Raw genomic sequence first — 15,048 nt, forward strand, 5'->3', positions numbered from 1 at the left:
CGAATTCAATACCGCAACTATTGCGGTATTGAATTCGCTTCCATATACATCAATTCCCATTGATGCCCATCGGGATCCTGGAAACTGTGGCCATACATGAAGCCGAAATCCATCGGCTCCTTGTAGATGCTGCCGCCCGCCTGGACGGCCTTCGCCACCAGCGCATCGACTTCGCCGCGGCTCTCGGCCGACAGGCACACCAGCACTTCCGTCGCCACCTTGGTATCGCACAGCTGCTTGGGCGTAAACTGCTGGAATTTGTCGTGCGTCAGCAGCATGACGAAGATGTCGTCGGCGACGATCATGCACGTCGCCGTTTCATCCGTGAAATGGGCATTGAAACTGAAGCCCAGCGCAGTGAAGAACGCCACGGAGCGCTCGAGCGACTGGACGGGCAGATTGACAAAGATTTTGCGGGCCATCATGTCTCCTTGAGGTGAGATGAAAAATGCTGCCCGCCGATTCTACACTGGCTGTTCAGCCCTTTGCGCGCGCCACGGTCTTGGCTGCGTAGCCGAAATAACGGCTGAACGCGGTGCTGAAATTGGACGGATGGCGATAGCCCGTTTGCCAGCCCGCTTGCGCCACCTGGCAACCATTTTCCAGCAGTAACTTTGCCCGCTGCATGCGCAGCGCCAGCAGGGTGCGCTGCGGACTGTCGTTGTAGCGGTAGCGCCATCCCTGCTTGAGTTTAAACAGGCTCAGCCCCACTTGCGCGCACAGGTAATCGAGCGTGAGGTCTTGCGCCATCTGCTCCTGCATCAGCGCGTAAACCTGCTCCAGCTTGGCAATGTCGGCCTCCGAGCAGCGCGGCACGGAAGGGGGCATCGGCCGCAGTGTCCGCAACTGTTCTGCCAGGACACTGAGCACGCCGATATGCACGGCCAGCGGGTCCGTCGCGCGCAGCAGCGAGCGCGCGTGCTGGGCGCACGCTGCCGTGGTGGCCGCATGCGCCAACTGGCGCGCGCCACCGTCGAGCGGCAGCAGGGATGCCAGGCCTTCCGGCCAGTAACGCGCCAGCGCATGCTCGTCGACGAGCACGCGCAATTGCGCCGCCCGTTGATGCGCCTCGAAACGGCGCTCGCCGCTGACGTGGCGAAACGCCGTCACCGTCGTATGGCCGCCCCGGAAACACAGACGTTCCCCATCGCGCGTGACGTAGCCGGATGCGCCTTCCAGCCCGATGGTAATCACCATGCCGCCCGCGTCGTCATGCTGCGATGGCTCGACGAGCGCCAGGCGCGGGTGGTAATCGGAATGCACGAGCAGCAAGCCCTGGTCGACCTGGCGCTGGTCGGCGCGGCACTCGCCCATCCCGGGGTCCAGCTGGCGCCGCGTCCAGCCTGCCGCTTCCCTGTCCTGTTTCACCATCGCTCCTCCTGTTTTCCCGCGCGCCGTCGCGCAGACGAAATGCGCCGTGCCGCATACAAATGCAAATGATAATTATTCTCATTATTGCATAAAATGGCTTTCATGCACACTACCAGAAAGGAAGCGCCATGCCATTCACGTCGCAACACACTTTGCAGCCCTACTGGGATCTGGCCATCGCGCCCGTCCAGGCGGACGGGCTGGCCGCCGCCCTGGAGCTGGGCATTTTCGAGGTGCTGGCCACGCCGCACACGCCGGCGCAGCTGGCCGACACCCTGTCGCTGCATGCGCCGCACACGGCCCTGCTGCTGGAATTACTCTGGAGCATGCAGGTGCTGGAACGCGACGCGGCCGATGACGAGGCACAACGTTACCGCTGCACGGCCATCACCCTGCGGTATTTCTGCCGGCACTCCGTGGCCTTTTGCGGCGACGCCTGGCTGTACCGGCTGCATGCGCTGCGCCATTTCGCCACGCAGCTCAGTACGCTGGTGCGCGAGGGCGGCAAGGCGGCGCCCTACAGCACGGCGAATGGGGTCAACTGGGCCGCTGCCGCGCAGCAGCAGATCGGCCAGGAACAACGCGCCGTTACCATGCGCGCGGCCCTGTCCGTGATGCAACGGATCGCCCCGTTTACAGACGCCAGCACGCCACTGCGCCTGCTCGACATGGGTGGCGGCCCGGGCTGGGTGGCCATTGCACTGGCGCAAGCCCATGCGGGCTTGCACGGCTGCGTTTTCGACTGGCCGGAAACGGTGGCCGTGGCGGCCGCGAACATCGCCCATGAGCAACTATCTGACCGGCTGGAAACGGTGGGTGGCGACCTGGACAGTGACGACATCGGCAGCGGCTACGACCTCATCTGGTGCTCGTCCGTGTTGCATTTCGTGCCCGACATGGCGGCGGCCTTGCGCAAGATGCATGCGGCCTTGAAGTCTGGTGGCGTGCTCGTCTGCGTGCAGGCGGAAATCGCCCCGGCACCGGGCGACGCGGCGCGCGTACTGCCGTATTACTTGCCAATGCGCATGCTGGGCCGCACGGTGACACGGTACGGTGAATTGGCACAGCTGCTGCGCGACACGGGCTGGCGGCAGGTGGAGCAGTACGGCGCCAGCGATTTTCCCATGGCACCCGTGCAAGTGCTGATTGCGCGTACCTAATAATTATCATTTAATAATTATCTTTTTTATAGCAAAAAAGGACACAAATACGCTAAGCTATGCCAGCATTGATCGATGTCATCCGCAGCACTCTGCTGCCTCCACAGGGAACCCATCATGAGTCAAGCTATTGCAGGGAAAGTCGTCATCATCACCGGTGCCAGCAGCGGCCTGGGCGAAGCCACGGCGCGCCATCTTGCCGCACTCGGCGCGTCCGTCGTGCTCGGTGCGCGGCGCATGGATTTGCTCAATACCATCGCCGAGGAAATCACGGCCGCAGGCGGCCAGGCCGCCATTGCCCAGACCGACGTCACCCGGCCAGAGGATCTGCAGCGCCTGGTCGAGACAGCCCTGGCCGTATTCGGCAAGGTCGACGTGCTGATCAACAACGCGGGGCTGATGGCCATCGCGCCGATGAGCGCCTTGAAGGTCGACGAGTGGAACAACATGATCGATATCAACATCAAAGGCGTGTTGAATGGCATCGCCGCCGTCTTGCCCTATTTCCAGGCGCAAAACAGCGGCCACTTCATCAACATCTCGTCGGTGGCAGGGCAAAAAGTCTTCAGTCCGGGCGGCGCCGTCTACAGCGGCACCAAGTTTGCCGTCAGCGCCATTTCGGAAGGCTTGCGCCAGGAGCTGGCGGCCAGCGGCGGCACCATCCGCACCACGGTCATTGCGCCGGGCGCCATCGACACGGAACTGCCGGGCGGCAGCAGCCACGCGGAAAGCGCGGCCGGCTTGAAGGAGTTTTACAAGCAAGCCATTCCCGCCGACGCCGTGGCACGCGCCGTGGCGTATGCGATCGGGCAGCCGGACGACGTGGGCATCAATGAAATCGTGCTGCGCCCGACGGTGCAGGAGTTTTAAGCCGCATCTTGCTGCAGCGACTCGATGATCAGGCCGGCCAAACGCTCGACGGGCGGCCTGGATACGCTTGAGGCGCGCAGCAGTTCCAGCGACAGCGGGGGCAGGGCGGGCAAGCCCGCCGCCACGTGATCGAGCGCGCGCACGGAAGAAGGCAAGCCCAGGCTGGTGCGCACCGTCACGCCCAGCCCGGCGGCCGCCGCCGCCCACAGTCCCGCCAGGCTGGGACTGGTAAACGCCGTGCGCCAGGCGATGCCCGCGCGGTCCAGCGCCTGCGTGGCGCAGCGCTGGAACAGGCAGTCGCGGTCGAATGTAATGAGCGGCAAGGGCTCGCCCGATTCTGGCCGCCAGGCCAGGCTGGACGAAGCGATCCAGCGCATGGCCGGTTCGGCAATCTGCTGGCGTTGCTGCGGCGGATACTCGGCCACGTCGGCGATGCAGGCACCGCCCCACACCAGGGCCAGGTCCAGCTGGCCCATGGCCAGGCCTTGCATCAAGGCCGTGTTGCGCGCCACGTGCGCCTCGATGCGCACTTTCGGATGCGCGCGGGCAAAGCGCCCCAGCACGTCGGGCAGCAAGGCTTCGCCAAAGTCCTCCTGCAAGCCGAGCCTGATCCAGCCTTCCAGTTCCGCGCCGCGCAGGGCGACGGCCGTCTCGTCATTGAGTTCCAGCAAGCGGCGCGCATAGCCGAGCAAGACTTCGCCGGCCGGCGTCAGCGCCAGCCCCCGGCCATCCTTGCGGAACAGGGGCGCACCGGCCTGCTCCTCGAGTTTTTTCAGCTGCGCGCTGACGGCCGAGGTGGAACGGCCCACCTTGTCCGCCGCGCGGGCAAAGCTGCCCAGCTCGATGCCAGCCACATAGCTGCGCAAGAAGGCGATATCGAAATTAAGCAGGCTCATGGCGCACACAATCGTCCGGTTTTATGGGATGGTTTAGAAAAAATTATCTGATATTCAGAATGATCGTACTGCGCAACACTGTCAGGGTCAACCACTTTCCCCTCCATGCCATGAGCACCAATTGCCCAGCCGTACCTGTTCCTGTCCCCGTCACCGCGCCCGCGCTGGGCGACGCCCACCGCTGGAAAGTGCTGGCCGTCGGCGTGGCGGCCAATGCCAGCTTTTCCGCCGCCGCCAACGGCATGCCCACCACGGCCATCTGGCTGCGCAGCGGCTATCACCTGAGCAATACAGAACTGGGCGTGGCGCTGGGCGCCATGGGCCTGGGAGTAGCGCTGACCGAATTGCCATGGGGTATGGCTACCGACCGCTGGGGCGACCGCCCCGTGCTGCTGACAGGCTTGCTAGGTACCATGCTGGCCTTGCTGACCCTGTTGCTGTGGATTACGCCCGCTGACGGCTCGGTGCCGCCCCTGTGGGCGCTGGCGGCCGGGTTGGCGCTGGTCGGCGTGCTGGGCGGCAGCGTGAATGGCGCCAGCGGCCGCGCCGTGATGCGCTGGTTCGGCGCCGGCGAACGGGGTTTCGCCATGAGCATCCGCCAGACGGCCGTGCCGCTCGGCGGCGGTCTCGGCGCCCTCGTCCTGCCCAGCCTGGCATCGCGCTATGGCTTCATGCCCGTCTTCGGCACCCTGGCCCTCGTATGCGGCCTGTCGGCGTTTTTTACGTGGCGATGGATGCATGAGCCCGATTTCTCTGCCGAGGCCGCCACGGGGCCGCACAACGCGTCCACGGGCGCGTCCGGGGGCAAGCCGCCGCCACTACAGAATCGCAAAGTCTGGCGCATGGTAGCGGCCATCGGCTTGCTGTGCGTGCCCCAATTCGCCGTGCTCAGCTTCGCCACCGTCTTCCTGCACGACCATGGCCACCTGGGCCTGGCGGCCATCACGGCCGTGATGGTGGCCCTGCAGGCGGGCGCCATGGTGATGCGCATCTGGAGCGGACGCCACACGGACCGCCACGCGAACCGGCCCGCCTACCTGCGCGGCTCGGCCCTGGTGGCGCTGGCCTCGTTCATTTTGCTCGGATGCATCGCCTGGCTGGACGCACCGGGCTGGCTGCTGATGGCCGCCGTGGTGGCCGCCGGCATCGCCGTGTCCGCCTGGCATGGCGTGGCCTACACGGAACTGGCCACGGAAGCGGGCGGCGCCAACGCGGGCACGGCCCTGGGCATGGCGAACACGGCCGTCTACGTGGGCCTGTTCCTCACGCCGATCGCCATCCCGCACCTGCTGGCGGCCAGCAGCTGGCCCGTCGTGTGGTGGCTGGCGGGGCTGGTCGCGCTGGCTACCCGCCCCCTGTTTCCGAAAGACTAGGGCAGCGCCCTGATCCGATAAACGCAGCGCATGGCGTTCGCCAGCACATGCTGCTCGCGCACGATGCTGGCTGTCGGCCCCACCACTTCCTGGAACAGCTGCAATTCGGAGCGGCAAAAGCCCTGGCAGGTGCGCGCGGCGGCGCAGATGGGGCAGTGATCCTCGATCAGCAGCCAGTCCTTGCCATCCGCTTCCACGCGCGCCATATAGCCCTCTTCATCGCGCACGGCCGCCAACTGCTGCAAACGCGTCGGCAAGTCCGGCGCCGAGCACGCCAAGGCATACGCGCTGCGGCTTTCCTCTTCGCGCTGGCTGATCAATTTATCCAGCCCCGCTTCACCGAACAGCTGGCGCACCGAGCCGATCAGCTTGATCGTCAGCTGCGCATGCGTGTCGGGAAAGCGCGCATTGCCCGCTTCCGTCAAGACCCAGTTCTGGCGTGGCCGCCCGGCGCCCGCCTGCGCTTCCTGGCGCCCCTCGATCAAGCCCGCCGCCACCAGCTTTTGCACTTGCTGGCGCGCCGCCTCGCCCGTCATGTCCAGGGTCTTGGCCAGGGTGGCCGTGGAGACGGGTCCCTTGGTCTTGATGAAATACAGGATGCGCTCCGTCGTTTGCGGCGCCTCGCTATTATCCAAACGTTTACTTGTGTAATTCATTTCACTCAACTATCATGGGGCCAGTTAACCAACTAATTTCTTGCATAATAGGCCGGTAGCTCCCCGCTGTCGAGGAGTTTCCACGTCCGCCTGCCGGCAAGACACTCTCTCGACTGGAATACCATGCAGCTGCAGCACTCCATCTGGCTGTTTCACGCCATCCTCGCTACCGGCCTGGCCCTCTGGCTCACGCTGGCCGCCATCAACAACCTGCACGCCTTCCACGGCTCCGTCTGGGCCATCGGCAACACCATGCGCATGGATCCGCTGCGCCTGGACCCCACCATCCAGACGCCGCTGCTACGCCGCGCCCTCACGTCCTTGACCCTGCACCGGCTGTCGCTGGGCGTGGTGCTGGCGCTGCAACTTGCCGCCGCCATCGCCGCCTGGACGGGCGTGGGGCTGTTTGCCGCCGGCGGCCTGGCCGCGGGCTTGCCCTGGCTGAACCTGGCCTTGTCCGCCATGGCCGCCTTCTTGCTGCTGATGCACCTGGGCGGCCTGTGGTTCGGCTACTGGATCGCGCAGGAAGGCTTGCAGACGACGCACCTGGTGCTGCTGCTGTGGACCATAGCCCTGTTTGTACTCTTTAATTTTCACTGCTAACGCGCAGCGGACCTGATCAGCCTCCGCTGCGCCTCATCTTCCTTGTGACTGCTGTAAAGGACTTCATCATGAATACGAAAATCGTCGGCGCTTCCGCGCTGGCCATCACCCTGGCCGTCGCCGGCGCCGCGCTGTACCCGCGCGCGCACTCCCAAGCGGCCGATGCCGCCGCCGCCCCCGCCACCAAGGTGGCGCTGGTCCCCGTCGTGCTGGGCACGCAGGAGCGCTACTTCGCCGGCGTGGGCGAACTGGAAGCGGCGCGCCAGGTGCAGGTGGCGGCCGAAACGGGCGGGCGCGTCACGCACATCCGCTTCGAATCGGGCCAGAGCGTGGCGGCCGGCGCCGTGCTGGTACAGCTGAATGACGCCCAGGAACAGGCAATGCTGCTGCGCCAGCGCGCGCAGCTGAAAAACGCGGAAAGCGGCCTTGCCCGCACGGCGCAGATGGTGAAGGAAAAGGCGGCCACGCAGGAGCAGCTCGATAGCGCGCTGGCGGCGCGCGACGCGGCCCTGGGCGACGTGCGCCAGACGGAGGCGCTGATCGCGCAAAAGACCATCCGCGCGCCGTTCGCCGGACAGCTGGGCATCCGCAAGGTGCACCCGGGCCAGTACCTGAATGCGGCCGACACGGTCGCCAGTTTGATCGACACGAAATCCTTGCTGGTGAACTTCGCCCTCGATGAACAGAGCAGCATGAAGCTGGCACCGGGGCAGGCCGTGCAAGTGACGGTGGACGCCTGTCCCGATGACATCTTCGCGGCGAAGATCAACGCCATCGACCCGCTGATCGACCGTTCACGCATGGTGCAGGTGCAGGCGGCATTAAGCAATCCGCGCGGCGCCTTGAAGGCGGGCATGTACGCCAACGTGCGCGTGGCCCGTGAAGCGGGCCAGCAGCTGACGGTGCCGGAAACGGCCGTGACCTACAGCGCATATGGCGACACCGTGTTTGTGGCGCAGCAGGAGGGCAAGCAGCCGCTCACCGTCAAGCGCGTGGGCGTCAAGTTGGGCGAGCGGGCCGGGGGCAGGGTGGCCATCCTGGACGGCTTGCGCGAGGGCCAGCGCGTGGTCGCTTCGGGCCAACTGAAACTGGCCGACGGCATGGCCGTGCAGGCCGTGGCCAATACCCTGGATGAAGGCAAACGCGCCGCGCCCAAGGCCGGTTCGTAAAAGGAGCGCATCACCATGAAATTTACCGATCTATTCGTACGCCGCCCCGTGCTGGCGCTGGTGATCAGCACATTGATCTTGATGCTGGGCGTGATCGCCATTATGCAGCTGCCGATCCGCCAGTATCCGATGCTCGAATCGTCCACCATCACCGTGAAAACCACGTATCCGGGCGCTTCGGCGGAACTGATGCAGGGCTTTGTCACGCAACCGATCGCGCAAGCCGTATCGTCGGTGGAAGGCATCGATTACCTGACCTCGTCCTCGGTGCAGGGCAGCAGCACCGTCACCGTGCGCATGGAACTGAACCGCGATTCCACGCAGGCGCTGACGGAAGTCATGGCCAAGGTCAACCAGGTGCGCTACAAACTGCCCGAAGGTGCTTTTGACCCTGTCATCGAGCGCTCGGCCGGCGATTCCTCGGCCGTCGCCTATGTCGGCTTTGCCAGCGAGAGCGTGTCGGCGCCCGCGCTGACCGATTACCTGGCGCGCGTGGTGCAGCCGATGTTCGCCACCATCGACGGCGTGGCGAAAGTCGACGTGTATGGCGGCCAGCAGCTGGCCATGCGTTTGTGGATCGACCCGGCAAAACTGGCGGCGCGGGGCCTGACGGCGGCCGACGTGGCCGACGCCGTACGGCGCAATAACTACCAGGCGGCGCCCGGCAAGGTCAAAGGACAATTCGTCGTCTCCAACATCAGCGTCAACACGGATCTGACCAGCGTGGCGCAGTTTCGCGACATGGTCATCACCAAGGGTGGCGATGACAGCGCCGCCCTCGTGCGTTTGAAGGACGTGGGCACGGTGGAACTGGGCGCGGCCGCCACGGAGACGAGCGGCATCATGGATGGCGTGCCGGCCGTGTATCTGGGCCTGTCGCCCACGCCGGGCGGCAACCCGCTGGTGATCGTCGACGGCATCAAGAAGCTGCTGCCCGAGATCCAGAAAACCCTGCCGCCGGGCGTGAAAGTCGAGCTGGCATTCGAGACGGCGCGCTTCATCCAATCGTCCATCGACGAGGTGGCGCACACCCTGCTCGAAGCGCTGCTCATCGTCGTCATCGTCATCTACCTGTGCATGGGTTCCCTGCGCTCGGTGCTGATTCCCGTCGTGACGATCCCGCTGTCGATGCTGGGCGCTGCCGCGCTGATGCTGGCCTTCGGCTTCAGCATCAATTTGCTCACCTTGCTGGCGATGGTGCTGGCCGTGGGCCTGGTGGTTGATGACGCCATCGTCGTGGTGGAAAACGTGCACCGGCATATCGAGGAAGGCAAGACGCCCGTAGCGGCTGCGCTGGTGGGCGCGCGCGAAGTGGCCGGTCCCGTCATCGCCATGACCATCACCCTGGCGGCCGTGTATGCGCCGATCGGCATGATGGGGGGACTCACGGGTGCGCTGTTCAAGGAATTCGCGCTGACCCTGGCCGGCGCCGTGGTGGTCTCGGGCGTGGTGGCGCTGACCCTGTCGCCCGTGATGAGCTCATTGCTGCTGCAGCCGAAACAATCGGAAGGGCGCATGGCGCGCGCCGCCGAGCATTTCTTCGAAGGCTTGACTTCGCGCTATGCGCGCCTGCTGGACCGCTCGCTGCACCACCGCTGGCTCAGTGCCGGTTTCGCCGCGCTGGTGATGGTGAGTCTGCCGTTTTTGTACCTGCTGCCGCAGCGCGAACTGGCGCCGGCGGAAGACCAGGCCAGCGTGCTGACGGCGATCAAGGCGCCACAACACGCCAACCTCGATTACGTGGAACGCTTCTCGTACAAGCTCGATGACATCTACAAGAATATCCCCGAAACGGACTCGCGCTGGATCATCAACGGCGGCGAAGGGCCGGCGTCGAGCATCGGCGGCATCAACCTCACGCCTTGGGCAGAACGCTCGCGCAATGCGGCCGTCATCCAGGCTGAATTGCAGCACGCCGTGGGCGACGTGGAAGGCACCAGCATCTTCGCCTTCCAGCTGGCGCCCTTGCCGGGATCGAGCGGCGGCTTGCCCGTGCAGATGGTCTTGCGCAGCGCGCAGGATTACGCCACCCTGTTCCGCACCATGGAAGACGTCAAGCAGCGCGCGCGGGAAAGCGGCCTGTTTGCCGTCGTCGACAGCGACCTCGATTACAACAACCCCGTCGTGAAGGTACAAGTAGACCGCTCGAAGGCGAACAGCCTGGGCATCCGCATGCAGGACATCGGCGAATCGCTGGCCGTGCTGGTGGGCGAAAATTACCTGAACCGCTTCGGCATGGATGGCCGCGCGTATGACGTCGTCGCGCAAAGCCCGCGCGAACAGAGACTCACGGCGCAAGCCCTGACGCAGCAGTACGTGCGCGCCGACGACGGCAGCCTGCTACCCCTGTCGGCCGTCGTGTCGGTGACGGAACAGATCGAGCCGAACATGCTGACGCAATTCAACCAGCAAAATGCGGCCACCTTCCAGGGCGTGCCGGCGCCGGGCGTGACCCTGGGCGACGCCGTCGCCTTCCTCGATGGCGTGGCGAAAACCCTGCCACCGGGCTTCAGCTACGACTGGCAATCGGATGCGCGCCAGTTCGCCACGGAAGGCAATGCGCTTCTGCTGGCCTTCCTGGCGGCCGTCGTCGTCATCTACCTGGTGCTGGCCGCCCAATATGAAAGCCTGACCGACCCTTTGATCATCCTGATCACGGTGCCGCTGTCGATTTGCGGCGCGCTGATCCCGCTGGCGCTCGGCTACGCCACCGTGAACATCTATACGCAGATCGGCCTCGTGACCCTGATCGGCTTGATCAGCAAGCATGGCATCTTGATGGTGGAGTTTGCCAACGAATTGCAGGTGCATGAACGGCTCGACCGCATCATGGCCATCCGCAAGGCGGCGCAGATCCGCTTGCGCCCCATCCTGATGACGACGGCCGCCATGGTGGTGGGCCTGGTGCCGTTGCTGTTCGCTTCCGGCGCGGGTGCCAACAGCCGCTTCGGCCTGGGCGTGGTGATCGTTTCCGGCATGTTGATCGGCACCTTCTTCACGCTGTTCGTTCTGCCCACCGTGTACACCTTTTTGGCCCGCCGCCACACGGCCGACCATGCCACGCCGCGCGCGCGCGATTTGTCGCAGGCGCTGAAGGAATCCCCATGAAAAATTACCATTATCTTGTCGCCCTTTTCCCCGTGCTGGCCGGCTGCGCCGTCAGCCCCGCCTACGTCACGCCGGGCACGCCCGCCATCGCCCTCGCCAGCCCGCAGCAGACGCAGTTTGCGCCAGGTCAAACGGCGACCAGGGACGCCGCCTGGTGGACGTTTTTCGACGATGCGCGCCTGTCGCAGCTGATCGCCAGCGCGCTGGAACACAACCTCGATATCGCGCAGGCGCAGGCAAACCTGCTGGCCGCGCGCGCCCACTTCGACGAGCGCCGCCTCGATGAACTGCCCACGGTCACGGGCCAGGCGGGATGGCAGCGCAGCGTCCAGCAAGACACACCGGACAGCCGCGCCGCCAGCACGCATACGCGCGTGGGTTTCGACGCGCAATGGGAGATCGACCTGTTCGGCCGCCTGGCCCATATCAGCCGCTCGGCGCAGGCGCGCGCAGGCGCGGCGCAGGCGGACTTGCGGCAAGTGCAGCTGACGATAGCGGCCGAGGTGGCGCGCAATTACTACGAGGCGCTGGGCTACCAGCAAGACCTGGCGCTGACGCAGGCGCAGGTGCAAAGCTGGCGCGACACGGTGGCCCTGATCGATGCGCGCATCCACGCCGGCGGCGGCTTGCCGGAAGAGCGCCACAATGCGCTGGCCAACCTGGCGCGCAGCGAGGCGATGCTGCCTCCCTTGCAGGCGGGCGTGCGCCAGGCGCAGTACCGGCTTGATGTGCTGAGTGGCCAAGCGCCGGGCGCCATTTCGCTGGCGACCGTGCCGCGCCAGGAAGCGCCGCTGGCGGGCCAGCTGCCGCTGGGCGACGTGAACCGCCTGATCAAGCAGCGTCCCGACGTGGTGCGCGCCGAGCGCCTGCTGGCCGCCTCCAGCGAAGACGTGGGGGCCGCCACGGCCGACCTGTATCCACGCCTGAGCCTGGGCGGCTTTTTAGGCTTCTTTGCGCTGCGCGGCAGCGGCGTGTTCGACGGCGGCGCGCGCGCGTTCGAAGTGGCGCCCTCCGTCAGCTATCCAGCCTTCCGCCTGGGCAGCGTGCGCGCACGTCTGCGCGGCACGCAGGCCGAAGCGCACGGCGCGCTGGCGCGCTATGCCCAGGCCCTGTTAATCGCGCAGGAAGACGTGGAAAACGCCGTCACGCAACTGGCGGAGAACCAGACGCGCTTGGCCGCCTTGCTCGAATCGGCGCGCCACGGCAATGCGGCCCTCGGCATCGCCAGCACGCGCTATGCGGGCGGCGCCGGCAGCTACCAGGCGGTGCTGGAAAACCAGCGCGCCCTGTTCGAGATCCGGCGCGAAGCGCTGCAGGCGGAAACGGCGTCGTATATCGATGCGATCGCGCTGTACAAGGCGCTGGGATGGGGGCACACTATGTGATCTGTTTAGCTCGGAAAGGCAAAGCGATGTTCACGCAAGGCAGCTGGCTCAATCCACCGAAAAATTTCACCCGTGACGCGGTACAACTGCGCGTGACGACCGATGAAAAAACGGATTTCTGGCGCAAGACTTCGTACGGTTTCATCCGCGACAGCGGCCACTTCTTCGGCACGCCAGTCGATGGCGATTTCACGGCGCAGCTGCATGTGGCGGCGCAGTATTCTGCGCTGTACGACCAGGCCGGATTAATGGTGCGCATCGACGAACAAAACTGGATCAAGTGCGGCGTCGAGTTTTCCGACGGCCAGCTCTTGTTGAGTACTGTACTGACCTTGGACAAATCGGATTGGGCCGTCAGCATCGCCCCCGCCATGCCGGATGGTTTCTGGCTGCGCGTGACGATTGAAAAGGGCGTGATCCGCGTGCAGTATTCCACCGATGGCCAGCGCTGGCCGCTGCTGCGCCTGGCGCCATTTCCCGAGGCCAGCAGCTACCGCGTCGGCCCCATGTGCTGCACGCCGGAACGGGGTGGCTTGGAGGTGGTGTTTTCAAGGTTTTCCATCGGCCCGGCGCAGCAAAAAGACTTGCACGATTTGAGTTAGATCATGCGGTCCACGTCTCGTGCAGATGGCGCCACAGCAGCGTTCCAGCCGGTGTCTTCTCATACACGACGGTCGACAAGCGCTCCGTGTTGTCGCCGCCGGGCAGCGATTGATACTCGCGGTAAGTCACGGTGGCGCCGGCCGCGCTGTCCTGGATCAGAACGAGATCCGAAATGCGCATCTTCAAGCCTGGACGGCTGCCGCCGGCGGCACGGAAAAATTGTGTTAATCCGGTGTGATCGAGCTGCATTCCTCCAGGCGCCACCATCGTAAAGTCAAGCGAGAAACGCGCCAGCAATGCGGCGCAGTTTTCCGCTGCCGCCGCCTCGCCAGAAAGCCAGTCGCGGATCAGCACATGCGTGGATAAGACGTCGTCAAAATAGGGATTTGTTGCGTTCATTTTTTGCTTGCTCCATGGTGATGTAAAAGGTCGAGAACGGCGCGGTTGTCGATGCGCAGGCACAGCGCCAAAGGCAGCACGCACGAGGTGGCGGCCAGCGCAAAGCACCAGTGAAATACCTGCGCCGCGCGCAGGTGCAGGGCGGGGTCGTCCAGGGTGCCGATGCCCTGCGCCGCCAGCAAGCCATTCAGCAGTACGCTGAGCAGCGCGACACCCAGGCAAAAGCCCAACTGGCGGTTGATATTCCACACGGCGCTTGCCTGGCTCAGTTGCGCGTCCGGCGTGCGCAGGAAGGCCGTGCTTTGCGCCGTGCTGCTGCACAAGCCGCCGCCAAAGCCCATCACGGCATACGCCCAAGCCAGCCAGAACAATTGACCCGCAGAGTCCACCCGCAGCAGCATCAGCATGCCCGCCGCCTGCAGCAGGGCGCCAGCAATGAACAGCGGTTGCGGCCCCACGCGGCGGTAGCTTTTGCCGGTCAGCGAAATGGCCGCAAACGAGGCCAGCGCCCACGGCAGCATCAGCGCGCCGGCCTTGGACGCCGACATGCCCAGCACGCCCTGCAGGTACAGCATGGCCAGCAGGCTCACGCCCATGAAGACACCGGGCACCAGCAGATACATCAGCATGGCAATGCGCAGCAGCGGTTCGGCGGCCAGGCGCAGGTTGAGCAGCGGCGTGGATTTGCGCAGCGCGCCGCGCACGTAGCCCCACGCGCAGGCGGCGCCCAGCGCCAGCACGCCGGCGCCGGCGGCCAGCCCGCCCGGCGTGCCCAGCATGGTCAAGCCCAGCAACAGCAAAAGGATGGCTGTGCTGCCCGCCACAAGGCCGCCCGTATCGAGCCGGGGCACTTGCGCGCGCGGTGGGTCGGGGCGCAGCCAGCAGGCGGCCAGCAGCAGCGCCAGCGCGGCAAACGGCATGTTCAGGTAAAAAATCCAGCGCCACGACAGGCTGTCGACGATGACGCCACCCAGCGCGGGCGACAGGGCCGGTGCCAGCAAGCCCACCAGCATGATGACGGACGACAGGCCAGGGCGCTCGGCGGGCGTATAGAGCTGGTAGGTCATGCTTTGCCCCAGCGGAATGAGCAAGCCGCCGCCCAGGCCTTGCACGCAGCGCCAGACGATCAGCGTCTCGATCGAGGGCGCCAGGCCGGCGCCGAGGCTGGCGCATAAAAAAGTTAGCAACGAAGCCATGAACACGGTTTTGCTGCCATAATAGGCAGCCAGCCAGGCGCTGGCCGGGATGACGATGGTCAGGCCGAGGATGTAGGCAGTGCTGATCCAGGCCAGCTGCGCTACCGAGGCGTGCAGGGCATGGCCGATGTCGGGGTAGGCGACGCTGGTGATGAACATGTTGATCAGGTCGACGAAAAAACCCAGCAGATAGATGGCCGCGACCTTTTTGCGATAGTCCATGGTGCTCCGAATGGCAAACGGCCAGCTTAAGCTTTCA

At 65.2% G+C, this 15,048-nt stretch carries 14 protein-coding genes; 8 read left to right on the forward strand and 6 right to left on the reverse strand.

Annotated elements, in window-relative coordinates; translation table 11 throughout:
- Window positions 1-17: 17 nt before the first annotated feature.
- Both AC54AF_RS12195 and AC54AF_RS12200 read right to left on the reverse strand, forming a co-directional pair.
- Window positions 18-422: a VOC family protein gene (locus tag AC54AF_RS12195; RefSeq protein WP_496636780.1), complete on the reverse strand. Its 405-nt coding sequence runs from the start codon at window positions 420-422 to the stop codon at window positions 18-20.
- 55 nt (window positions 423-477) lie between these two features.
- Window positions 478-1,371: a helix-turn-helix transcriptional regulator gene (locus AC54AF_RS12200; RefSeq protein ID WP_496636749.1), complete on the reverse strand. Its 894-nt coding sequence runs from the start codon at window positions 1,369-1,371 to the stop codon at window positions 478-480.
- Window positions 1,372-1,499: 128 nt separating this feature from the next.
- On the opposite strand from AC54AF_RS12200, the gene AC54AF_RS12205 reads away from it, so the two are divergent.
- Both AC54AF_RS12205 and AC54AF_RS12210 read left to right on the forward strand, forming a co-directional pair.
- Window positions 1,500-2,531: a methyltransferase domain-containing protein gene (locus AC54AF_RS12205; protein WP_496636750.1), complete on the forward strand. Its 1,032-nt coding sequence runs from the start codon at window positions 1,500-1,502 to the stop codon at window positions 2,529-2,531.
- Between the two features lie 117 nt (window positions 2,532-2,648).
- Window positions 2,649-3,401: an SDR family oxidoreductase gene (locus tag AC54AF_RS12210; RefSeq protein WP_496636751.1), complete on the forward strand. Its 753-nt coding sequence runs from the start codon at window positions 2,649-2,651 to the stop codon at window positions 3,399-3,401.
- Here AC54AF_RS12210 and AC54AF_RS12215 read toward each other — a convergent pair.
- On the reverse strand, window positions 3,398-4,297 hold the full coding sequence (locus AC54AF_RS12215; protein ID WP_496636752.1) for a LysR substrate-binding domain-containing protein: 900 nt from the start codon (window positions 4,295-4,297) through the stop codon (window positions 3,398-3,400). The genes AC54AF_RS12210 and AC54AF_RS12215 overlap by 4 nt on opposite strands.
- Before the next feature lie 110 nt (window positions 4,298-4,407).
- On the opposite strand from AC54AF_RS12215, the gene AC54AF_RS12220 reads away from it, so the two are divergent.
- Entirely contained in the window at window positions 4,408-5,670 is a 1,263-nt protein-coding gene (locus AC54AF_RS12220) for an MFS transporter (RefSeq protein ID WP_496636781.1), read from the forward strand.
- Here AC54AF_RS12220 and AC54AF_RS12225 read toward each other — a convergent pair.
- Window positions 5,667-6,326 carry a helix-turn-helix transcriptional regulator gene (locus AC54AF_RS12225; RefSeq protein ID WP_496636753.1) on the reverse strand — a complete coding sequence of 220 codons (660 nt, stop codon included), beginning with the start codon at window positions 6,324-6,326 and terminating at the stop codon, window positions 5,667-5,669. The genes AC54AF_RS12220 and AC54AF_RS12225 overlap by 4 nt on opposite strands.
- A 123-nt stretch (window positions 6,327-6,449) precedes the next feature.
- On the opposite strand from AC54AF_RS12225, the gene AC54AF_RS12230 reads away from it, so the two are divergent.
- The 5 genes from AC54AF_RS12230 to AC54AF_RS12250 all read left to right on the forward strand — a co-directional run bounded on the left by AC54AF_RS12230 (window position 6,450) and on the right by AC54AF_RS12250 (window position 13,193).
- Window positions 6,450-6,929 carry a DUF2165 family protein gene (locus AC54AF_RS12230; protein ID WP_496636754.1) on the forward strand — a complete coding sequence of 160 codons (480 nt, stop codon included), beginning with the start codon at window positions 6,450-6,452 and terminating at the stop codon, window positions 6,927-6,929.
- Window positions 6,930-6,997: 68 nt separating this feature from the next.
- A complete protein-coding gene (locus AC54AF_RS12235) occupies window positions 6,998-8,098 on the forward strand; it encodes an efflux RND transporter periplasmic adaptor subunit (protein ID WP_496636755.1) in 1,101 nt (366 codons plus the stop codon).
- Between the two features lie 15 nt (window positions 8,099-8,113).
- The gene (locus tag AC54AF_RS12240) at window positions 8,114-11,206 is read left to right on the forward strand and encodes a MexW/MexI family multidrug efflux RND transporter permease subunit (protein WP_496636756.1); all 3,093 of its coding nucleotides are present in this window, start codon (window positions 8,114-8,116) and stop codon (window positions 11,204-11,206) included.
- A complete protein-coding gene (locus tag AC54AF_RS12245) occupies window positions 11,203-12,591 on the forward strand; it encodes an efflux transporter outer membrane subunit (RefSeq protein WP_496636757.1) in 1,389 nt (462 codons plus the stop codon). The genes AC54AF_RS12240 and AC54AF_RS12245 overlap by 4 nt, the downstream gene beginning before the upstream one ends.
- 26 nt (window positions 12,592-12,617) lie before the next feature.
- Entirely contained in the window at window positions 12,618-13,193 is a 576-nt protein-coding gene (locus AC54AF_RS12250; protein ID WP_496636758.1) for a DUF1349 domain-containing protein, read from the forward strand.
- 1 nt (window position 13,194) lies between these two features.
- Here the strand turns inward: AC54AF_RS12250 and AC54AF_RS12255 are convergent, their stop codons facing one another.
- Both AC54AF_RS12255 and AC54AF_RS12260 read right to left on the reverse strand, forming a co-directional pair.
- Window positions 13,195-13,593 carry a DUF4440 domain-containing protein gene (locus AC54AF_RS12255; protein WP_496636759.1) on the reverse strand — a complete coding sequence of 133 codons (399 nt, stop codon included), beginning with the start codon at window positions 13,591-13,593 and terminating at the stop codon, window positions 13,195-13,197.
- Window positions 13,590-15,011, reverse strand: coding sequence for an MFS transporter (locus AC54AF_RS12260; RefSeq protein ID WP_496636760.1), 1,422 nt, complete (start codon window positions 15,009-15,011; stop codon window positions 13,590-13,592). Before AC54AF_RS12260 ends, AC54AF_RS12255 begins: the two co-directional genes overlap by 4 nt.
- Window positions 15,012-15,048 lie beyond the last annotated feature (37 nt).

The sequence above is a fragment of the Janthinobacterium sp. JF4 genome, from assembly GCF_059617925.1.